Raw genomic sequence first — 20,320 nt, 5'->3', positions numbered from 1 at the left:
GGCCGCATGTCTCTCGTTTCACGCCTTGCCGCGGCTGCGGCCCGTCCTGCCCCGCCGACGTCGAAACCCCGACGGCTGGGCGCGATCGCTCTGGGTGCGATCCTGGCGTTTGCCGGAACCTCGCACCTGACGTTTGCCCGTTCGGAGTTTCAGGCGCAGGTTCCGGACTGGGTGCCCCTGGATGACGACGCCGTGGTGCTGCTTTCCGGGGTGGCGGAAATCAGTCTTGGCGCGGCGCTGATTCTGCTCCGCAAGCGACGGGTGCCGGTGGGATGGGCCGCGGCGGCGTTCTTTGTGGCGATTTTCCCCGGCAACATTTCCCAGTACGTCACGCACACTGATGCTTTCGGCCTGGATACGGACGGCAAGCGTCTGGGCCGGCTGTTCTTCCAGCCACTGCTGGTGATCTGGGCCCTGTGGTCCACCGGCGCGTGGAAGGCGCTGCGGGGCGCAGGGAAGAACTAGCGGCGGGGTGGTCCTTCAGCTGACACTTTTCCGGCCCTCGTTTCCCTCCGGTTTGGGAATTCCCTGCCACTTTGGGAAATCCCTGCCGTTTTAAACCGGCAGCGATTTCCCAAAACGGTCGCCGTTTCCCAAAGCGGTCGCCGTTTCCCAAAACGGAGGGAAATCAGCGCGGGCTCCCAACGTAAGGCTGCACCACGAGGGAAGCTTCAGTCCTCCGCCGCCCGGAGGGCTGAACCCTTGTGGACCGCGTGGCGGTGCGAGGAGTCGCTGCGGACCTTGTACTGCGGCTCGTCCTCGGAGCAGGCCCGGACCCGGCCCATGAACTCAAAGTCAGCGGTATGGATTTCCGTGACTTGGCCGCTAATATCCGATCCCCGGTAGTTCCAGCGAACCTGGTCGCCCACGGCATACCGCGGGTTCGCGTCGGGTGAATTCGTCATAAAACCAGTGTGGGCAGCCGTTTCCGCCACGGCAATGGGTAGCCCACTAAGTTACTGACCAGTAATATAGCGTCCATGCACCTTCTTCTTCGCACTCTTCTCGTGTTGTTCCGTTCCCGCCGGCGTCCGAAACTGGACTTCTTCGATTCGTCCTCGCTCCCGATGCGGGTGCTTCCCACCGACATCGACATCGCCATGCACCTGAACAACGGCATGTACTTTTCGCTGATGGACCTCGGCCGCTTCGACCTCATGGTCCGCAGCGGATTCTGGGACAGCATGCGGCGCAACGGCTGGAGCCCGGTGGTGGGCAACGAGACGATCAGTTTCCGCAAATCCCTTCAGCTGGGCCAGCGGTACACGATCGAAACCAAGGTTATCGGCTTCGATGACCGCGCCAGCTACATTGAGCAGCGCATGGTGGCCGACGGCGAGATTTACGCACGTGCCTACATTGCCGCACGTTTTGTGTCCAAGAACGGTCCGGTGAGCAACGAAGAGATCTTCAAAGCAGCCGGAGTCCTGCCTCCCTCGGATCTGGAACTGCCCGAGTGGGTTCGGCAGTGGCGGGCCGACGGCGCACTCCCGAGCACCCGCCGGCCGGCGCCGCACGCCTGGGCCCAAGGGGCAGAGAGCTAAGGCCCCGGAGCGGCAAAAGGTGCAGTGGTCATACCGGTGGCGCCCTGCCGCGGCGTAAATTTGCCCTTATGACACTCTCCGTCAACATCTTCCTGAGTCTGGACGGCGTGATGCAGGGCCCGGGTTCAGCGGACGAAGACCTGTCCGGAGGCTTTGACCGCGGCGGCTGGCTGGCGCCTTACCTCCATGACCTAATGGTGGGACAGATTGTTAACAGCTGGCTGGCGAGGGCTGATTCGCTGCTCCTGGGCAGGTATACCTACGAGATGATGCAGCCCTTCTGGGAGCTTGTCACCGACCCGGACGACGCCGTTGCCTACGCCCTCAACCACCTTCCGAAATACCTGGTCTCCTCCACCGTGGAAAACCCGACGTGGCACAACACCCAGGTTCTCCCCGGGGACCCGCTCAATGCCGTTGAGGCGCTGAAGCGCGGGCGCGGCGAGATTCAGGTTCACGGAAGTCACCGGCTGGCCAGATCACTGCACGATGCCGGCATGGTGGACGAGTTCCGGCTGCTCGTCTTTCCCGTGGTGGTGGGGACGGGAAAGCGTCTCTTTGACGCCGGGTCCGTGCCGTCAGGGTTCCAGGTTCTCGAATCGGAAACCCTGGACAGCGGTACCTTCCACCTGCGGCTGCGGCCGATCCCTTTCGGAACCGCGGATATGGGGCCGCGCATCGGTCTCTAACCGAAGTGCAATAAAGAGTTTCCGCCATGCGATAAAGTTTGCAGGAAAATCTCGGAAGGAAAACTCATGGCCGGAAAAGCCGCCGGTTCCGGCGTGCAGTCAGTCGAACGCGTTTTTGAGCTGCTGGAAATCATTGCAGATGCCGGCGGAGCCGTAACACTGAGCGAACTCTCGGCTTCCACGGATCTGCCGCTTCCCACCATCCACCGGCTGCTCCGGACCCTGGTAACGCTTGGATATGCCCGCCAGTTGCCTAACCGGCGCTACACCTTGGGTCCTCGCCTCATCCCGTTGGGGGAAGGGGCCACAAAACAGCTGGGATCCCTTGCCCTTCCCCAGCTCAAGAAGCTGGTCGACGGGCTCGGAGAGACGGCCAACATCGCGGTGCTGGACTCAGACATGGTGGTCTACTTGGCACAGGTCCCCTCCCAGCACTCGATGCGGATGTTCACCGAGGTCGGCCGCCGGGTGCACCCCCATGCCACCGGTGTCGGCAAGGCCATCCTGGCGCAGCTGCCCGACGACAAGGTGCGCGACATCGTCGCCCGCAGCGGGATGCCGACACCCACCGACAAGACCATCGGGACCATGGATGAGTTGCTGGCTGACCTCCAGCGGATCCGCAAGCGCGGATATGCCATCGACGAACAGGAACAGGAGCTGGGCGTGCGCTGTTTCGCCATCGCCGTGCCGGACGCTCCCACGCCCACTGCCGTCTCTGTTTCCGGACCCATCTCCCGGGTGGACGAAAGTTTCGCCAAGCGTGCTGTTCCGCTGCTGCGCTCTGCCGCCACCTCCATTTCCCAGGAGTTCAACGGCCAAGAGCCCGGCTAGAGGCCTCTGCGTCCACAAAGAAGCATCCACAAAGAAAGGGCGGAGCCGCGTGCGCGGCTCCGCCCTTTCGGCGGGACGTGGTTTCGCTTCTAGTGCTGTGACTCGCGTGAGCGGCCGGAAACCAGCATGACCGCCGGAATCATGAGCAGAAGCAGCGGGATGAGCACTGCCAGAACCTTCGGGGAAGTAACGATTTCGCCGGGGGTCATGGCCGTGGTGCTGGCCCGCATGGTGTCGGCGCCGTCGGAGATTTCCCCGTTGCCGTCGGCCAAGGTTGTGCTGCCCTCGGCCAGCTTGGTGTTGCCTTCGGCCAGTTCAGCGGCGCCGTCCTTCAGGTCCGCCGTTCCTGCGGTGAGCGTCTTGCCGCCCTCATCCAGCTTGACGGTGCCGTCCGCAAGCGAGCCGCTGCCGGACACCAGCTTGCTGGTGCCTTCGGCCAGAGTGGTTGCCCCGGTAGCCAGTTGGTCGTTGCCTTCCGAGAGCGTCACCGCGCCGGTCTCAAGGGTGCTCAAGCCGGTGGAGAGGGTCTGCGCGCCGGTGGCGAGCTTGTCTGCACCGGCAACCAGGTCCGGTGTCTTGGCGGCCAGCTCGGATGCTCCGGCGTTGAGCTTGTTGGCGCCCTCTGCAATGGCACCGTTGCCTGATGCCAGCGATCCGGCACCTGCCCGGAGCGTGGCCAGGCCGGTGGAGAGTTCCCCGGTTCCTGCGTAAAGCGTTTCTGCACCCGCCGTGAGGACACCCGCACCGGTAGCCAGCTGGGCGGCGCCCGTCTCCAGGGCCTTGGTGCCCGTCGCCAGAGCGGTTGCGCCCGTGTTCAATTTGCCGGCACCTACAGCGATGGTTCCGTTGCCGGCGGCAAGGCTGCCTGCTCCGGCCCTCAGTGTGGTCAGTCCGGTGGAGAGGTCTGACGCGCCGGTGGAAAGCTCCGTTGCTCCGGCGTTCAGCGCTCCGGCACCTGCAGCGAGCTGACCTGCACCTGCTGAGAGGAGCGGGGTGCCGGCCGCGAGGGTCTGGGCCCCGGTGTCCAGCTGTCCGGCACCGGCAGCAAGCTCTCCGTTGCCGTCGGCCAGATCAGCGGATCCGTTCTCCAAAGCGCCGGTTCCGGCCGCCAGATCGGCAACACCGGTTTCGAGCGCACCGGCTCCGTCAACAAGCTGCTTCGCCCCACCCTGCAGCTGCAGGGAACCCGCGGCAAGCTGCGCGGCACCGTCGGCCACACCCTTGGCACCGTTGCGCAGACCCGGTTCCTCCGGCGTGCCCTGGCCGTCGAAACCGGCCTTGATGGCGAGGACGCCGTTGTTCAGCGCCTCGGCGCCGGCGGCAACCTGCATTCCGCCGTCCCGTACGCCGGAGACTCCGGCAGCCACGGCCGCTGCGCCTGCACCCGCATCCACTGCGCCGGCACGAACCTGCTCCAGCCCGTCCTTGAGCTGGGTGTTGTAGGCATTGCTGAAGTCGGTGGCACCGGTGGCGATGCCGTCCACGCCGGCCTTGGTTTCCTGCGCCTGTGCCGTGATGGCCGTCAGGCGCTCAGCAAGCTGAGCCTCGGTCAGGGAAGGCGCATCCTGCTGCAGCTGCTGCAGCTGGGCCACCATGTTGGCTGCGGCTGCGGACGCGCTGGATGCGCCGCCTGCCACCGTATCGGCGCTGGATGTCAGGCCGGCTGCTCCGCCGTTGACCAGGGGAATCCCGGTGGCGAGACTCGCAGCACCGTCACGCAGCGCAGGACCACCATTGACCAGGGCATTGATGCCGTTGGAGAGGTTCCGTGCGCCCGCTGCCAGTTCGGTTGAGCCGTTTGCAGCCGTGTTGACGCCTTCGCTGAGAGCCGCCGCTCCCGCATTCACCCGGTTGGCGCCGGCCAGCAGCGCCTCGGTGCCCGCCACCGCAGATCCGGTTCCTTCGTACAGGGCCACTGCGCCTACGCGGAGGTCGCCGGCACCCTTGGCCAGCTTGGAGACGCCGCCATTAACCTGCTTGGCTCCCGCCGCAACCTGGTCGGCGCCCGCTTTTGCGGACTTTGCGCCGGTGTTCAGGTCCTTTGTGCCTGCGGCGAGCTGCTGTGCTCCTTTGTCAGCATTCTCGGCACCGGTTTTCAGCTCGATGCTGCCGTCGTTGAGAGCAGACGCGCCGTCGGCGATGGCTCCGGCGCCGCCGGAAATCTTGTCGGCGCCGTCTTTGGCGGCTCCGGCACCCACGGTCAGCTGGTCTGCACCGTCTTTGGCGGCAAGTGCCCCCTTGTTGAGGTCCCCGGCTCCCGCGGCCACCTGGCCCGCTCCGGTATTGGCGGCCGAGGCGCCGTCGCGGAGCTTCACGCCGCCGTCGTTCAGCGCCTTGGCTCCGCCCACAATCTGTCCCGCGCCGTTGCGAAGTGCAAGACCGCCGTCGTTGAGCTTTACGGCACCGGCGTTAAGCGCACCGGCACCTTCAGCGGCGCTCAGCGCTCCGTTGTTCAGTTCCCCCGAACCCGCTGCAAGCTGCTGCGCACCGTCGGAAGCGCGGACCGCACCGTCGCGAAGCTGGATGCCGCCGTTGGCGAGCTGTCCCGCACCCGTGTTGGCCGTTCCCGCACCCGCGGCGATCTTCAGCGCTCCGTCGGCTGCCGATACAGCGCCGGTCTGAAGCTTCACCGCGCCCTCATCCAGGGCCACGGCACCGTTCTTCAGGGACGTGGCACCGGTCTTGGCGCTGGCGATGCCGTCAGCCAGGGTGTTGGCACCGGCGTCGACCTTCTCGCTGCCCGCGGCAACCTTGTCGGCACCTTCCCGGGCTTTGGCGGCTCCTTCTTTCAGATCACCGGCACCGGTCGACGCGCGCACGGCACCGTCACTGAGCTGGGCGGCTCCCGCAGCAACCCTGCTGGTGAACAGCACAAAGAAAGCCAGAAGAAGGATGAGGAACAAAGCCAGAAGAGCTGTTAGAAGGGCATGCGGCCGGGAACGGTTCCGGCCGGAAAGAGAACTCGTCATTGAAATTCCTTTGTGGTCATAAGCCGGTCCGATAACCGGACAGGCAGCGAGGAGTGCGCCGGTGGGCCCTCGATTTCGGTCGTGCCGGACCGAAAGCGCCTCTGCTCTGATGACGAATTCCCCCGACACAAGTGTGATGTCTGTTACATCTAACTTACTGTCCGGTAACAAAGCAAGGATTCCGGTGAAAAAACTTACCGGCCAGTAGGTTGTGGATTTCCGGCCTGTCGGATAAACGGCTGGCGGCGTGTCACAGTCTTCCGCAGGCCGGCATGGGGAATGCTGGCTGACACAGCAGTTAAGCACGTGCCGCAGCACCACAAGGGAGTTATGGATGAGCTGGCTCGACCGTGAAAACACCATCGCCCCGCCGGGATTCAATCGGTGGCTAATCCCGCCCGCGGCTCTGGCCGTCCACCTGTGCATCGGCCAGGTGTATGCAACGAGCGTCTATAAGAACGCACTGGTGGAGCACTTCGACGCCAGCCTGACCCAGATCGGCATCATCTTCTCGGTGGCGATTGTCATGCTCGGCCTCTCCGCCGCCGTCATGGGGACCTGGGTTGACCGGAACGGACCGCGCAAAGCGATGTTCGTCTCCGCCGTCTTCTGGACCGGAGGCTTTCTGGTGGGTGCGCTCGGCATCTTCACCAACCAACTCTGGCTGCTCTACATCGGGTATGGAGTCATCGGCGGCATCGGGCTGGGCATCGGCTACATTTCTCCGGTCTCCACACTGATCAAATGGTTCCCTGACCGTCCCGGGCTGGCCACGGGGATGGCCATCATGGGGTTTGGCGGCGGCGCGCTGATCGCCAGCCCGCTCTCCTCTGCACTGCTGACCTTCTACGATCCCGATTTCGGAACGGCCGGAGCAAACGCCGGCGACGCCGTCGGGAAGCTTTTCCTGACCCTCGCCGCCATCTATCTCGTATATATGCTCTACGGGGCATTGACCATCCGGGTACCGGCGGACGGCTGGGCGCCGGAAGGGTTTGATCCCAAAACAGTGGCGTCCAAGGCCCTGGTCACCACAAACCATGTGTCTGCGGCCAATGCGATCAAGACCCGGCAATTCTGGCTGGTTTGGATTGTCCTGTTCTGCAACGTCACAGCCGGAATCGGCATCCTGGAACAGGCCGCGCCCATGATCCAGGACTTCTTCCGCCAGCCCGACGGCGTTTCCCTCGTCAGCGCGGCGGTCGCCGGAGGTTTTGTGGGCCTGCTTTCCATCGGCAACATGGGCGGGCGCTTTGTCTGGTCCGCCACTTCCGACGTGATCGGGCGAAAGCGCATCTACATGGTGTATCTGGGGGCAGGAGCAGTGCTCTACCTGATGCTCGCCCTGTTCGGGAACACGTCAACCATCCTGTATGTTCTCCTGGCCTTTGTCATCCTCTCCTTCTACGGCGGCGGCTTTGCCACGGTTCCCGCCTACCTGCGGGACCTGTTCGGCACCTTCCAGGTAGGCGCCATCCACGGACGGCTGCTGACGGCATGGTCCGCTGCAGGCATCGCCGGTCCGCTGATCGTGAACTCGTTCCTTGATGCCCAGGGGACACCCGGGGAACTGAACGCCGAGGCCTACCAGCCGGCGCTGCTCACGATGGTGGCCCTGCTGGTGATTGGCTTCATCGCCAACCTCATGGTGCGCCCGGTTGATTCCAAACATCACGAACCGGACAAGCATCAGAAGGCCAGGGGCGCGGACAGCGGGGGAAATGCCGGCAAGCCGGACACCACCAAACTGGAGGAGGATCACAAGTGAGCAAGACAAGTATCCGGATCACCGTGAGTTGGCTTCTGGTGGGTGTGCCGCTGGCCTACGGAGTCTTCCAAACCCTGTCCCGGGCTGCGGCTCTCTTCAGCTGACGCCCGGCACGCCGTTGGGGCATTTCCCGCCCCCACTGCGCCGAAGGGGGTGTGTTGACGGCCGGTGCGGTGTCAGGATGGGGGACCAAGCCACTCAACAGTTCCGCTCCGGCCCCTGCCGGCTCCGCGGAGAAAAGGAGTATGACGTGTTGGCACTTCAATACCGCACGATTGGTTCGGCGCCCGAGGTTGTGGAAATCGAGACTCCCGAGCCCGGCCCGGGGCAGGTCCGCATCAAGGTGAGCGCTGCCGGCGTATGCCATTCCGATGAGTTCATCATGAGCCTGCCCGATGACCAGTATGTGTACGGCAGGCCGCAGACCCTTGGCCACGAAGGCGCCGGAGTGGTGGACATGCTGGGCGACGGCGTGGAGCACCTGGAGCTGGGAACATCGGTGGCGGTCTACGGCCCGTGGGGCTGCGGACAATGCTATGAGTGTTCCAAAGGCAGCGAAAACTACTGCACCAATGCTGCCCGCTACGGCATTGTTCCGCCGGGACTGGGAGCGCCCGGGGCCATGGCGGAATACATGATTGTGGACAGTCCCCGGCATCTGGTTCCCCTGGGTGACCTGGACCCGGTGAAGAACGTGTCCCTGACCGACGCGGGGCTGACGCCCTATCACGCGATCAAGGGTTCACTGGCCAAACTGCATGCCGGTGCCACCTGTGTGGTGATCGGCGTAGGCGGTCTGGGGCACGTGGCAGTGCAGCTGCTGCGTGCGATGACCCCGGCCACGGTGGTTGCGTTGGACATCAGTGAGGACAAACTGAACCTGGCCACGGAAGTCGGAGCCCACTACACGTTCCCGTCCGAGCAGGGAACGGTGGCTCTGGTGCGGGACCTGACCCACGGTGAAGGGGCCAACGTGGTATTCGACTTTGTCGCCAACCAGGCCACCATGGACCTGGGCCAGGCCATGATCCGGCCGCAGGGGGACCAGGTCCTGGTGGGTGTGGGCGCCGGAGTGCTGCCCGTCGGACTGATGGCCGGTGCCTGGGAGGCATCCATCCGCTCGCCGTACTGGGGCACCCGGCCCGAACTGATTGAAGTCTTCGATTTGGCCCGGTCCAGTGGGATCAACGTACACACCGAGGTTTTCTCCCTCGCCGATGCGCCGAAGGCCTACGAAAAACTCAAGAACAACCAGATCCTGGGCCGCGCCGTCGTCGTCCCCTAGCCGGCCCTTTACCTGGCGCGTTCCTAGCGCGCGGCAGCGGGGGACAGGCCTGCAAACACGCGTGCCTGGGCTAGCAGCTGCGGAACGCCGTCCTCCAGTGTCGGCGCGAACAGGGTGTCGTTGGGACGCTCTCCTTTGAGCCATCGGGTGTAGATCGCTTCGCAGAAGATGGAGGCTTTCCACAGGGCCAGCGCCTGATACCAGGGGAGGGCGTCCAGGGACAGGCTGGTTTGTTCCTGGTAGCGGGAAATCAGCTGGCCGCGCGTCAGATAACCCGGATTGCGGGTGACGGCGGTCAGCTCCAGCGGGCTGGGCGGGCTGTCCGGCTGGGCGTACGTTGCGGTCAGGTAGCCCAGATCGGCCAGGGGATCGCCCACTGCCGCCATCTCCCAGTCCAGGACGGCAGTAACCCGTGCCGGCGCCGATGGATGGAACATCAGGTTTCCGGGGCGGTAATCCCCGTGCAGCACCGAGGCCTGCTGGCTGGCGGGCAGGTTGTCGGCCAGCCAGTTCCCCAGCAGGGCAACGTCGGGCAGGGAGCGGGTGGTGTTGATGTCCCAGAGCGCGGAGAAACGTTCCACCTGCCGGCGCAGGTAACCGTCGGCACGGCCGAAGGATGCCAGGTCGCCGGTCGCCACGTCCACCGCGTGCAGCTGAACCAAGGTATCGACGACGGCGTTGCTGGTGGCCAGCCGCTGTTCGGCAGAACTCAGAGCCGGTGGAATGGTGTTGGTGATGACCAGACCTTCCAGGAAAGTCATCACGTAGAACGGCACGCCCAGGACGGACTCGTCCTCACACACCGCAAGGATGGCGGGAACCGGAATGCCGCGGCCCCGCAGGAGCTGCTGGATCCGCGCTTCGCGGACCATGTCATGCGTTGAACGGGGCAGGGGCGGCCGCGGTCCCCGGCGGAGGACAAACACGTCGCCGCCGCGCTCCAGCCGATAGGTGATGTTGGACTGTCCGTCGCCAATCTGAGCCCAGGACAGGGGGCCGGAGCCGAGGTTGTGGCTGTCGAGGAAATTTGTGACTGCGTCCAGGATCAGCAACGGAGGTGAAGTGAGCGCTGCGGCCTCGGCCGAGGTTGCCACCACCTCGCTGCCGTCAGGGACCGAGTGCATGGACGGTGCGGTGACAGCCATGCCTATGCCTCCGTGGAACTGTAGGCCGCAGCGGTGTCCACGGAAGCCTGGAACGGCGCTCCCGCTTCCACCTCGCGCCGCCGGGCAGCGGATGCCCGCCTTGCAATGGCCCACTTGTGCGTTTCGTTGGACCCGTCGTAGATGCGGAAGGCCCGTACCTCGTTAAGGTAGGACGCCAGCGGCAGCCGGTCGGAGACGCCGTCGCCCCCGCACAGCTGCAGTGAGCGGTCGATCACCCGGTACACAGCCTCGGAGGTGTGTGCCTTGGCCACCGATGAGAGCGCCGAGCCGGCCTTCGCATCGGCTTCCAGCAGGGCGGCCGTTTTGGTGATGATCGCATCGGACGTTTCCAGGTCCATCACGTTCAGTGCCAGCATGTCCTGGGCAATGCCGAGTTCATGCATGGCGGAGCCGAAAATCTCGCGGGTGTTGGTTCGGTCCAGGGCAATGTCCATTGCCCGCCGGGCCAGCCCGAGCCAGCGCATGCAGTGCGTCAGCCGCGCCGGACCCAGCCGGACCTGCGCATAGCGGAAGCCCTCTCCGGGCGAACCCAGAACGGCAGAGTCCGGAACAAAGACGTCCTCAAAGTGCAGGTGGGGGTGTCCGCCGCCAATGGCGCGGTCCATGGTGGAGATTTGTTCGCCGATGCGGACGCCGGGGGTGTCCATGTCCACCAGCAGCATGGTGGCTCCGGCCGGGGCGGGGGAGGATGTGCCGCCGTCAGCGGCTGCCTCGATTGCCGGCGTGCGCACCATGGCGATGCAGAAGGACGCATTGTTGGCGCCGCTGATGAAACGTTTGTGGCCGTTGATGACCCAGCCGCCGTCGACCTTCTCAGCCGAGGTCCGCAGCGCAGCCGGATCGGATCCGGCGCCCGGGTGCGGTTCGGTCATCCCGAAGCAGGAACGCGCAGCACCGGACACGAGGGGACGCAGATACTGCTCCTTCTGTGCCGGCGTGCCGATGAGTTCGAGCATATGCATGTTGCCCTCATCCGGTGCCTGGCAGTTGAGCACTGTGGGGCCGATCAGTGAATAGCCCGCCTCCTGGAAGATGGGGGACCAGAACTGCAGGGGAACACCCTGTCCGCCGTATTCCCGCGCCACATGCGGTGCGAACACGCCGGCGCTCTTGGCGGCTGCCTGCAGCCGGTCCCGTTCGCCTTCCGACAGCCGATCCCCCGGAGCGGGCTCCGCCGGCATGACCACAGTGCGGATAAAGTCCCGGGTGCGCAGGCGCAGGTCTTCGATGTCCGGGGGAAGGGTATTCATTCGGTGTCCTTTGCGTGGCTTATGCGTTGCCGCCGGCAGCCAGCAGGCCGCCGTCGAGGTTCAGGATTTGGCCGGTGATCCAGGCTGCGTCATCGGAGGCCAGGAAGGCGGCTGCGGCCGCCACGTCTTCCGGGGTTCCCAGCCGGCCCAGCGGGTAGGCGGCAGCCACTTGTTCTTCCCGCCCCTCATACAGCGCCCGGGCAAACTGCGTCTTGACGACGGCGGGAGCCAGTGCGTTGACCCGGATGGCCGGGCCAAGCTCCACGGCCAGGGAACGGGTGAGCTGCTCAATGGCAGCCTTGCTGATCCCGTAGAAGCTGATGCCCGGAGACGGCGTTTGGGCGCTGACCGAGGATAGATTGATCACGGAACCGCCGCGGCCGGCAAAATCGAGCTTCTCGTGGTGATAGGCGGCCTGCACCCAGCCGAGGGTGCCGTACAGGTTGACATCGATGATCTTGCGGGCGGCCTCGGGCTCCAGGTCCATTAGCGGACCGTAGACCGGGTTGATGCCTGCATTGTTCACCAGGATGTCCAGCCGGCCGAATTCCGCTGCCACCGTGTCCAGTACTTCGGCCAGGTGGTCCGCGTCGTCCGACTTGCCCGCGATGGCAAGTACGGACCCTTCGGGGAACAATGCCGCGGCTTCGGCCAGGGGGCCGGGCTTGCGGGCCGTAATGCAGACGCGGGCGCCTTCAGCCGCCAGCCGGCGGGCCACCGCCAAACCGATGCCGCGGCTGGCACCGGTAATAATGGCCGTTTTTCCGTCCAGCCGGGGGGCGGGAATGCTGTTCTCTGGCATGGAGCTCCTCAGGATGGAACGGGGACCGGCAGGAACCGGACCGACGAAGATCGGACCGAGCAACCGATCGGTATGGCGCGTGGGTATGCTAAGTCTGGTGCAGGGGCAAAATTGTGTCAAGGGTCACTTACGGCCGATCGGAAAGGGATGGAGCGGCATGGGCAGCGGCAGTATCGGCGGGGAAGCGGAGCGGTCGGCCGCCGCAGGCATGGACTGGCGGAATTACTCCGAACAGGAACTGCCGCCGGTGCTGGCGGCTGCCCTGGCATGTTTCGTGGAACAGGGCTATCACGGCACCACCATCCGGGAGGTGGCCGGCCGTGCCGGTCTTTCCGTTCCCGGGATCTATCACCACTATTCCTCAAAGCATGCACTGCTGGAAGGCATAGTGCAGCGCGCGATGACTGATCTGTACCAGCGGAGCGAAGCCGCCCTCGCGGAGGCCGGCCCGGGGGTGGAGGAGCGCTTCCGGCTGCTCATCGAGTGTCTGGTGCTTTTTCATGCCCACCGCAGTGAGCACGCTTTCATCGCGGCATCGGAAATCCGCAGCCTCCAGGATGATGCCCGCGCAGCGCACATTGCCGCCCGTGACCGTCAGCAGCTGCTGCTGACAGGGGTGGTAAACGACGGCGTCTCCGCCGGAGTGTTCGCCACGCCTTACCCGGCGGAATCCGCGCGTGCCGTGATTACCATGTGCACCGGCGTCGCCCAGTGGTACCGGTCTGCCGGTGAGCTGTCCCCGGAAGACCTGGCCGCCCGGTATGTGGTGATTACCCGCGCGGCCATGGGCAGCTGACGGTCAAAGGGGCAGCCAACGGTAGTCACCGGTACCGGCGGTGCAGGTCCTCACCTGCATCCGGCCCGTTTGCCGACGCGGAGATCCAGGGGCCGGTGCCCTCGGACTGGTCCAGCACCCCTTTCTCCAGCCAGGTGTAGCGTCCCGCAAGCACGCCCTTGGTGAGCTTGCGGTCCTCTGCATCCGAGTTGCGCCACAGATCGTCAAAGAGAGTTTCAGTCCGCACGCGTGACTGCGCGCAGAAGGCTGCAGCCAGCTCATATGCCTGCGCACCCTCTTCGGGATTCCTGCGGCGGAGGGTTTCAGCCCGCATGCACACAGCGGACATGGCGAAAAGCTCCGCGCCGATGTCCACTATCCGGCCCAGGAACACCTGATGGTGTTCCAGTCCCGCCTGCCACCGTGCCATCCCGTAGAACGTGGAGCGGGCAAGCCGGCGTGAAGCTCGGTCCGCGTAACGCAGGTAACCCGCCAGGGGGCCAAATTCCGCATAGGCGGTGGGAACGGACCCTTTCCCGGCGGCGAGCGTGGGGAGCCAGCGGCCGTAAAATCCGCTGGCCTTTACAGCCGCCTTGGCCTTGTTGCCCAAAGAGGCATCCGCCACCGCCAAGTCACCCGCTGCCTTCAGATGCGCATCAACCGCGTCACGGGCAATCAGCAGGTGCATGATCTCCGTGCTGCCCTCGAAGACCCGGTTGATCCTCAGATCCCGCAGCTGCTGTTCGGCGGCAACCGCCCGCTCGCCCCGCGCGGCCAGGGAAGCTGCTGTTTCGAAACCGCGTCCGCCCCGGATCTGCACCAGCTCATCGGCAATCCGGTAGGCCATCTCAGAGGCCCACAATTTGGCCAGCGCGGCTTCGATCCGAATGTCCTTGGTGCCGGCGTCGGCCAGGGAGGCGGACAGCTCGAAGACGCTTTCCAGGGCGAAGGCGGTGGCAGCGATGAAAGCCACCTTTTTTGCCACGGCCTCATGGCGGCCAATGGGCCGGCCCCACTGCTCGCGGGTTCCGGTCCACCCCCGGGCGATCTTGACCGACCATTTTCCGGCACCGGCGCACAGCGCCGGGATGGATAAGCGTCCGGTGTTCAGGGTGGTGAGGGCAATTTTCAGCCCCTGGCCTTCCCTGCCCAGCCGGTTGGCGGCGGGAACCCGAACACCGCGCAGCCGGGTCACACCGTTTTCAATGCCGCGCAACCCCATGAAGTTGTTCCGGTTTTCCACCGTGATGCCGGGGGTGTCCATTTCCACGACGAAGGCACTGATTCCGCCCTTTTCCGTGCCGTGCGGCGGCACTGCGGCCATGACCACCACCAGCTCGGCAATCACGCCGTTGGTGGTCCAGAGCTTTACTCCGTCCAGGACATATTCGCTCCCGTCCCCGGAGGGCACGGCGGTGGCGCGCATCCGCGCCGGGTCGGAGCCGACGTCGGGCTCTGTCAGCAGGAACGCGGAGATGGCTCCGCCGGCACATCGGGGAAGGTACTTTTCTTTTTGTTCGTCGGTGCCGAACACCTTGACCGGCTCGGGTACGCCGATGGACAGGTGGGCCGAGACCAGTGCGCCAAGGCTGGGGTGCACGGAGCCGAGCAGCATCAATGCGCGGCCGTACGCGAGCAGGGACAACCCCAGTCCGGAGTAGCGGCGCGGAATCTTCATGCCAAAGACCCCCAGATCCGTCAGCCCCTGCAGGTACTCATCGGGGATGACGCCGGTGGTTTCAATGACCTGCCCGTTCAAGGTGCCGCAGAAGGCTTCCAGCCGGTCCAGGAAATCGCGCTCGCGGATGGCTTCCTCGGGATCCGCCGGCTGGGGCCGAATCAGATCCAAGTTGTAACTGCCCATGTAAATGCCTTTGGCAAAACCGGGCCGCCGGTCCTCGGCGATGCGGGATTCTTCAGCCAGCGCGCGGGCATCCTGGGCGGTGACCACGCGTTCCTTGACTTCCCGAACGCCGTCACTGCCGGTGGTGCGCGCATCCTGCAGGTCCTTGGTGCTCATGGCACTTCCCCTCGCTCCGGGCTGCTCCAGGCAACCTCCGTTGGCTGTGCGCCACAGCTTACGCGCGGTGGCAGTGGGCAGAAAGGGTGTGCCGGTGCCCTTCTTCTCGGCCGATGACTTTGACTCCGCAGGCCGGCCGAATGTCCAAATTGTTGACAAGACCCCCCATCATGGCGTTGGAATAGTAAGCACACTGATTGTTTTGATGCCAACTGGAGATACGTACAGGAAAGCAGGCAAATGCAGAACGAGGGGGAATGGGAAGCTGTCCGGCTGCTGTCCACGGCAGCCCGGCTGGTGCGCCGTGAGGTCGACAACCGGTTGAGGAGCATTGGCCTGACGCAGGAGCGGGTCACGGTGCTTCGGGTGCTGGACGCTGAGGGGCCCATGAAGCGGGCGGAGTTGGCGCGGAGGCTGCGGGTGACGGCGCAGACGCTGGGCACGTCACTGGTGACGATGTCCCGCCAGGGGCTGGTGGGGGAATTGCCGCCCGAGCCCAGCGGCTCGCGCCGTGCAGTGAGTATTTCCCAGTATGGGCGGAAGATGCTGGGGCATGCCGATGACATCGAGCGGTCCGGTTTCACTGCAGCCCTCCGGCCGGAGCTTCGCCAGGAACTCATCGGGCTCATTCGCGAGCTGGAGATCCGGCGTACAGGAGCCTCCGCCTCCCTGTAGCCCCCCCCGCGCATGTCCGCCCCATGTCCTGTGCGGGCAGGCCGGGGTGCCGGGTAACGTAGTTGGAGGGAAGAACACCTTGTTACATCCCGTGCTGGAGGAGGGTAATGATGGCCGAAGGCATTCGTGTTGCGGCTGCGGATGAAATTGATGAAGGAACCGCACTAAAGGTCGATGCCGAGGTTGCCGGCACCTCGGACGACATTGCTGTTTTCCACAGCGACAACGGAAACTACTACGCCCTGGATGACACCTGCACCCATGAGGAAGCATCGCTGTCGGAAGGGTGGATTGAGGATACGGAGGTGGAATGCCCTGTCCATTCGGCGCGGTTCTGCCTGCGCACCGGCCAGGCCCTGTGCCTGCCGGCCATGGTGAACGCCAAGACGCATCGAGTCCAAGCGCGTGACGACGGCATCTACCTTTATCCGGGGGAAGCGCCGGAACAGGTGAACTGATGGACCGGCGGCCGTAATACGCAAGGCAGACGTTGCGTATTTAATCTAAGGATAGGTTAGCCTTACTTTTGTCCGGATTCTCCGGATATTGGTTTTGCCTCAAGAGTCCAACCCTTAGTCAAGGAGCCCACCATGGCCCTGTCCCGGATGCGCCGCGCTGCGGCTGTTGCCGCCGTCGCTGTCTTGTCCCTTTCCGCCTGCTCAACCGGTGCCACCGGTGAAGCGGGCGACGGCGGCAGCTCCACTGCAGCGGCGACCGAGTCCTTTCCGGTCACCATCGAACACGTCTACGGCGAAACAACCATAGAGTCCGCTCCCGAGCGGGTGGCAGCCGTTGCCTGGTCAAATGCAGAAACAGCTCTGGCCCTCGGCGTTGTGCCGGTGGTCATGCCGGCCATCAGCTACGGCGGCAACGAACAGGGAACCACGCCCTGGATTGATGAGGCGCTGGAAGAACTGGATGCTCCCATCGGATCCGAGAATGCTCCGGCGCTGTATTCGGACACCGACGGCATCGACTTCGAAGATGTTGCTGCCGCGAACCCGGACGTTATTCTTGCCGCCTATTCCGGCCTGACCCAGGAAGACTACGACAAGCTCTCCAAGATCGCCCCCGTCGTCGCGTACCCGGACGCTCCCTGGGGCACCTCGTGGCAGGAAACTGCTGAGATGACCGGTGAAGCGCTGGGCCTGAGTGAAAAGGCCGGACAGCTGGTTGCAGATACGGAGCAGTCGATCAAGGACGCTGCCGCCAAGTACCCGGAGCTGGAGGGCAAGTCCTTCATTTACGGCAACCTCGCCAAGGGTGCCTCCTCCGTCTACACCTCCCTGGATAACCGCCCCAAGTTCCTGACTGAGCTGGGCATGGTCCAGGCGCCGATCGTGGATGAGAAGGCCCCGGCTGACGCCTTCTACTTTCCGTGGGCCGATGAGGACGCCAACCAACTGGACTCCGACATCTTCGTAACTTGGGTGGCTGATGACGAAGCCGCTGCGGCCCTCGAGGCCGACCCGCTGCTGGGCCAGATTCCTGCGGTTAAGAACGGCGCCCTCGTTGCCGATGCCAATGCTGAGCGTGTCTTCTCCGTCTCAGCCATCAACGTCCTGAGCGTCCCGTATGCCCTGGACAATGTAGTGCCGATGATTGCGGAAGCAGCCGCTGCGGCCGACGCCGCCAAGTAGTTTCGGTACAAAAAGGGCATCCCGGCGTGGCCGGGATGCCCTTTTTGCCGATTGGACAGGACCCCCGGGGGTACTGACACGATCGAGGGTATGCAAGACGTCCTCTCTGTTGCCTCCGGCCTCAAACCCGTATTTGCCCTCCTGATCGCCGTCGCGGCAGCCTTGGTGCTGGCGCGGATAGTGCGTGAGTCCATGGCGAAGATCTTCCGGCGCGTCCCGCGGATCCGTGAGGTCATTGCGCTGGGACGCAACCCCCTGCGGCTGGTGCTGTCCCTGATCGGTGTGCGGATTGCCCTCGGTGCCACCGCTGTCGGCTTCGACTGGTTCGAACCGGTCAGCTATATCCTCACCCTGGCCCTGATTGCCTCGCTGGCCTGGCTGGCCGTTGTTGTCCTGCTCATCATCGAAGCGATGCTGCTCACCAAGTACACGACGGACACCAAGGACAACCGCCGGATGCGCCGGCTCAAGACGCAGGTCATGCTGGGCCGGCGGGTAGGTGTGGCCATCATCATCACGATTGCCGTGGCCTGCGTCCTGCTCACTATTCCTGAGGTTCAGGCCCTTGGCGCCGGTATCCTGGCCTCCGCCGGTTTGATCTCCATCGTCGCCGGTCTGGCGGTGCAGAGCACGCTGACCAATGTGTTTGCCGGCATGCAGCTTGCCTTCACTGACGCCATCCGGGTGGATGACGTTGTGGTGGTGGAAACCCAGTGGGGAACCATCGAAGAAATCACGATGACTTATGTGGTGGTGCACCTCTGGGATGACCGCCGTCTGATCCTGCCGTCCACCTATTTCACCACCACGCCGTTCGAGAACTGGACGCGGAAACAGTCCGCCATCCTCGGCACGGTGGAACTGGACCTGGACTGGCGTGCACCGGTGGGGGACCTGCGCACCCATCTGAAGAAGACTCTGGCGGAAACCGACCTCTGGGACGGCCGCACCGGCGTTCTCCAGATCACCGATGCGATAAAAGGCCTGGTCCGGGTGCGCATCCTGGTCAGCGCCGCGGACAGCGGTGCCCTGTTTGACCTGCGCTGCCTGGTGCGTGAAGCGATGGTGACCTATATGCAGGAATGGCATCCGGGAGGCCTGCCCCGCCAGCGCTGGGAAGAAGTGAAGTCCAGGGCTCCGGAGGTGCACCGGAATGCCCGCCCGCAGGCCGGCGGGGATCCGGCGGACACCAGCACCTCGCAGTTCTTCACGGGTTCGCTTGAAGCCGTGGACCGCCGGCACTCCTTCGCCGGGCCGGGGAAAGAGGTTTATGCGGAGCGGGAGGAGAACTCTGCCGAGGACGAGGGACTCCGCCGCTGACATCTTCCCGCTGTCCGTTGACAGGCAGGCACTCTTCTGGCCTGCTGGGATAACGTGCGCTCCGGCGGGACATGAAAAGAGGAACGGTTATGGCAGATGAATTTGTCCTCCACGAACTTCAGGGGTCCACGGTCTGGGCCAAGGACGGTGAGCGGCTGGGGCTGGTGGGCCAGGTCCATCTGGACCGGGCAACCGGTGTGCCGGAGTGGATTACTGTTGCGCTGGGCCTGTTTGAAGCCCGCCAGCACTTTGTTCCTTTGGCGGGCGCACGCCGGGACGACGACGACATCTACGTGAATTACAGCCGGCAGGTGGTGGATGACTCGCCGCAGGTTGACCCCGACGGCGCGCTCAGCCCGGCGGAGGAGACCCTGCTGACGGACTACTACAAGGATTTCTGACCGCACCGGCAGGATAAAACCGAAACCCGCCCCCGCAGCCTTTGGTAGTAAGCCTCCTTAGCAATAGGATGAAATTCGATCATCCAACGCACCGAGGAGGCCGTCATGGCGCAGCAAAACAGCGGGGACAAGGCGCAAACGGCTCCCAGTCCGGACGACGCGAGCAAGCCGGACACCCCGGCCGAGGTCACGAAGCCCAACTGGAAATACATCGCCCGCAAAACCATCCGCGAGTTCAGCAAGGATCAGTGCACCGACCTCGCGGCAGCGCTGACGTACTACACGGTCCTTGCCCTTTTCCCGGCACTGTTGGCGCTGGTGTCCATCCTTGGCGTGGTGGGGCAGGCTGAAAGCACCACCAAGGCCATGCTGGAGCTCCTCGGAGAGTTCGCCCCGGCCAGTGCCGTGGAGGTCCTGGAAGGCCCCATCACCCAGCTGACGTCGTCGAGCAGCGCAGGATTCGCCCTGATCATCGGTATTGTCGGCGCCCTGTGGTCCGCCTCCGGCTATGTCAAAGCCTTTGGCCGGTCCATGAACCGGATCTACGAAGTGGACGAGGGCCGGCCGGCCTGGAAGCTGCTGCCGACCCAGCTCCTGGTCACCCTGGTGCTCGTCCTGCTGGTTGCCGCGCTGCTGATGATGCTGGTCCTCAGCGGCCCGATCGCTGAGACCATAGGCAACTTTGTTGGCCTCGGATCAGAGGCCGTCATGATCTGGAACATCGCCAAATGGCCGGCGATGTTGATCTTCGCCGTGCTGCTTGTCGCCATTCTGTATTACGCCACGCCCAACGTGAAGCAGCCCAAGTTCCGCTGGATGAGCATGGGTGCTTTCATCGCGCTGATCGTGCTGGGGATCGTCACGCTGGGATTCAGCTTCTACGTGGCCAACTTCGGCAACTACAACGCGACCTACGGCGCTATCGGTGGTGTGATCGTTCTCCTGCTGTGGCTCTGGCTGGCAAACTTGTCGCTGTTGTTCGGTGCGGAGTTTGACGCCGAGGTGGAACGCGGACGCGAGCTGCAGGCCGGTATCCAGGCTGAAGAAAGCGTTCAGCTGCCGCCGCGTGACACCCGCCAGACGGAAAAGCGCGAGGCGCAGATGGAAGAAGACATCGAGGAGGGCCGCAAGCTGCGTCAGCAGCACGCCGGCAAGGATTACGACGACGACCTCAAGTAAGCC

General features: G+C 64.4%; 20 protein-coding genes. 14 read left to right on the top strand and 6 right to left on the bottom strand.

Going from position 1 to position 20,320, the window contains the following annotated elements:
• Positions 1-6: 6 nt before the first annotated feature.
• Complete coding sequence (locus KG104_RS16370; RefSeq protein ID WP_207347695.1) at positions 7-465, top strand: DoxX family protein; 459 nt, start codon at positions 7-9, stop codon at positions 463-465.
• A 206-nt stretch (positions 466-671) separates the two neighbouring features.
• On the opposite strand, the gene KG104_RS16365 is transcribed toward KG104_RS16370, so the two are convergent.
• On the bottom strand, positions 672-905 hold the full coding sequence (locus KG104_RS16365; RefSeq protein WP_104053201.1) for a hypervirulence associated TUDOR domain-containing protein: 234 nt from the start codon (positions 903-905) through the stop codon (positions 672-674).
• A 75-nt stretch (positions 906-980) separates the two neighbouring features.
• On the opposite strand from KG104_RS16365, the gene KG104_RS16360 reads away from it, so the two are divergent.
• The 3 genes from KG104_RS16360 (at position 981) to KG104_RS16350 (ending at position 3,067) form a co-directional block, all read left to right on the top strand.
• A complete protein-coding gene (locus tag KG104_RS16360) occupies positions 981-1,544 on the top strand; it encodes an acyl-CoA thioesterase (protein WP_104053200.1) in 564 nt (187 codons plus the stop codon).
• A 68-nt stretch (positions 1,545-1,612) separates the two neighbouring features.
• A complete protein-coding gene (locus KG104_RS16355; RefSeq protein ID WP_104053199.1) occupies positions 1,613-2,233 on the top strand; it encodes a dihydrofolate reductase family protein in 621 nt (206 codons plus the stop codon).
• Positions 2,234-2,299: 66 nt separating this feature from the next.
• Positions 2,300-3,067, top strand: coding sequence for an IclR family transcriptional regulator (locus KG104_RS16350; RefSeq protein WP_104053198.1), 768 nt, complete (start codon positions 2,300-2,302; stop codon positions 3,065-3,067).
• An 89-nt stretch (positions 3,068-3,156) separates the two neighbouring features.
• On the opposite strand, the gene KG104_RS16345 is transcribed toward KG104_RS16350, so the two are convergent.
• Complete coding sequence (locus tag KG104_RS16345; protein WP_181032462.1) at positions 3,157-6,036, bottom strand: beta strand repeat-containing protein; 2,880 nt, start codon at positions 6,034-6,036, stop codon at positions 3,157-3,159.
• A 334-nt stretch (positions 6,037-6,370) separates the two neighbouring features.
• Here KG104_RS16345 and KG104_RS16340 point away from each other — a divergent pair, with 334 nt between their 5' ends.
• From KG104_RS16340 to KG104_RS16335, 3 genes are all read left to right on the top strand, one after another.
• Positions 6,371-7,804, top strand: a complete 1,434-nt coding sequence (locus tag KG104_RS16340) for an OFA family MFS transporter (RefSeq protein ID WP_104053717.1) — start codon at positions 6,371-6,373, stop codon at positions 7,802-7,804.
• Positions 7,801-7,908, top strand: a complete 108-nt coding sequence (locus KG104_RS18340) for an MFS transporter small subunit (RefSeq protein WP_420481768.1) — start codon at positions 7,801-7,803, stop codon at positions 7,906-7,908. The genes KG104_RS16340 and KG104_RS18340 overlap by 4 nt, the downstream gene beginning before the upstream one ends.
• Before the next feature lie 146 nt (positions 7,909-8,054).
• Complete coding sequence (locus KG104_RS16335; protein ID WP_104053196.1) at positions 8,055-9,089, top strand: NAD(P)-dependent alcohol dehydrogenase; 1,035 nt, start codon at positions 8,055-8,057, stop codon at positions 9,087-9,089.
• Positions 9,090-9,112: 23 nt separating this feature from the next.
• Here the strand turns inward: KG104_RS16335 and KG104_RS16330 are convergent, their stop codons facing one another.
• From KG104_RS16330 to KG104_RS16320, 3 genes are read right to left on the bottom strand one after another with little or no spacing between them, the layout of a single operon-like run.
• Complete coding sequence (locus tag KG104_RS16330; protein WP_237687084.1) at positions 9,113-10,234, bottom strand: phosphotransferase family protein; 1,122 nt, start codon at positions 10,232-10,234, stop codon at positions 9,113-9,115.
• A 2-nt stretch (positions 10,235-10,236) separates the two neighbouring features.
• The gene (locus tag KG104_RS16325) at positions 10,237-11,505 is read right to left on the bottom strand and encodes an acyl-CoA dehydrogenase family protein (RefSeq protein ID WP_104053195.1); all 1,269 of its coding nucleotides are present in this window, start codon (positions 11,503-11,505) and stop codon (positions 10,237-10,239) included.
• Positions 11,506-11,524: 19 nt separating this feature from the next.
• The gene (locus tag KG104_RS16320; protein WP_207347696.1) at positions 11,525-12,307 is read right to left on the bottom strand and encodes an SDR family oxidoreductase; all 783 of its coding nucleotides are present in this window, start codon (positions 12,305-12,307) and stop codon (positions 11,525-11,527) included.
• A gap of 157 nt (positions 12,308-12,464) precedes the next feature.
• Between KG104_RS16320 and KG104_RS16315 the strand changes: the two genes are divergently transcribed.
• A complete protein-coding gene (locus tag KG104_RS16315; RefSeq protein WP_237687085.1) occupies positions 12,465-13,103 on the top strand; it encodes a TetR/AcrR family transcriptional regulator in 639 nt (212 codons plus the stop codon).
• A 25-nt stretch (positions 13,104-13,128) separates the two neighbouring features.
• On the opposite strand, the gene KG104_RS16310 is transcribed toward KG104_RS16315, so the two are convergent.
• The gene (locus KG104_RS16310; protein ID WP_104160209.1) at positions 13,129-15,102 is read right to left on the bottom strand and encodes an acyl-CoA dehydrogenase family protein; all 1,974 of its coding nucleotides are present in this window, start codon (positions 15,100-15,102) and stop codon (positions 13,129-13,131) included.
• 240 nt (positions 15,103-15,342) lie between these two features.
• On the opposite strand from KG104_RS16310, the gene KG104_RS16305 reads away from it, so the two are divergent.
• From KG104_RS16305 to KG104_RS16280, 6 genes are all read left to right on the top strand, one after another.
• Complete coding sequence (locus tag KG104_RS16305; protein WP_207347697.1) at positions 15,343-15,777, top strand: MarR family winged helix-turn-helix transcriptional regulator; 435 nt, start codon at positions 15,343-15,345, stop codon at positions 15,775-15,777.
• Positions 15,778-15,887: 110 nt separating this feature from the next.
• The gene (locus KG104_RS16300) at positions 15,888-16,235 is read left to right on the top strand and encodes a bifunctional 3-phenylpropionate/cinnamic acid dioxygenase ferredoxin subunit (RefSeq protein WP_207347698.1); all 348 of its coding nucleotides are present in this window, start codon (positions 15,888-15,890) and stop codon (positions 16,233-16,235) included.
• A gap of 132 nt (positions 16,236-16,367) precedes the next feature.
• The gene (locus KG104_RS16295) at positions 16,368-17,417 is read left to right on the top strand and encodes an ABC transporter substrate-binding protein (RefSeq protein WP_207347699.1); all 1,050 of its coding nucleotides are present in this window, start codon (positions 16,368-16,370) and stop codon (positions 17,415-17,417) included.
• A 90-nt stretch (positions 17,418-17,507) separates the two neighbouring features.
• Positions 17,508-18,737 (top strand): mechanosensitive ion channel family protein, encoded by a 1,230-nt coding sequence (locus tag KG104_RS16290; protein ID WP_104160212.1) that lies wholly within the window; start codon positions 17,508-17,510, stop codon positions 18,735-18,737.
• Positions 18,738-18,826: 89 nt separating this feature from the next.
• On the top strand, positions 18,827-19,138 hold the full coding sequence (locus tag KG104_RS16285; RefSeq protein WP_181032212.1) for a PRC-barrel domain-containing protein: 312 nt from the start codon (positions 18,827-18,829) through the stop codon (positions 19,136-19,138).
• A gap of 105 nt (positions 19,139-19,243) precedes the next feature.
• The gene (locus tag KG104_RS16280; protein ID WP_104160214.1) at positions 19,244-20,317 is read left to right on the top strand and encodes a YhjD/YihY/BrkB family envelope integrity protein; all 1,074 of its coding nucleotides are present in this window, start codon (positions 19,244-19,246) and stop codon (positions 20,315-20,317) included.
• The last annotated feature ends 3 nt before the right edge of the window (positions 20,318-20,320 follow it).

Origin of the sequence: Arthrobacter sunyaminii, from assembly GCF_018866305.1 — a bacterium.
Lineage (GTDB): Bacteria > Actinomycetota > Actinomycetes > Actinomycetales > Micrococcaceae > Arthrobacter_B > Arthrobacter_B sunyaminii.
Note: the sequence above shows the minus strand (reverse complement) of the source record. Positions and strands in the feature narration are given on the sequence as shown.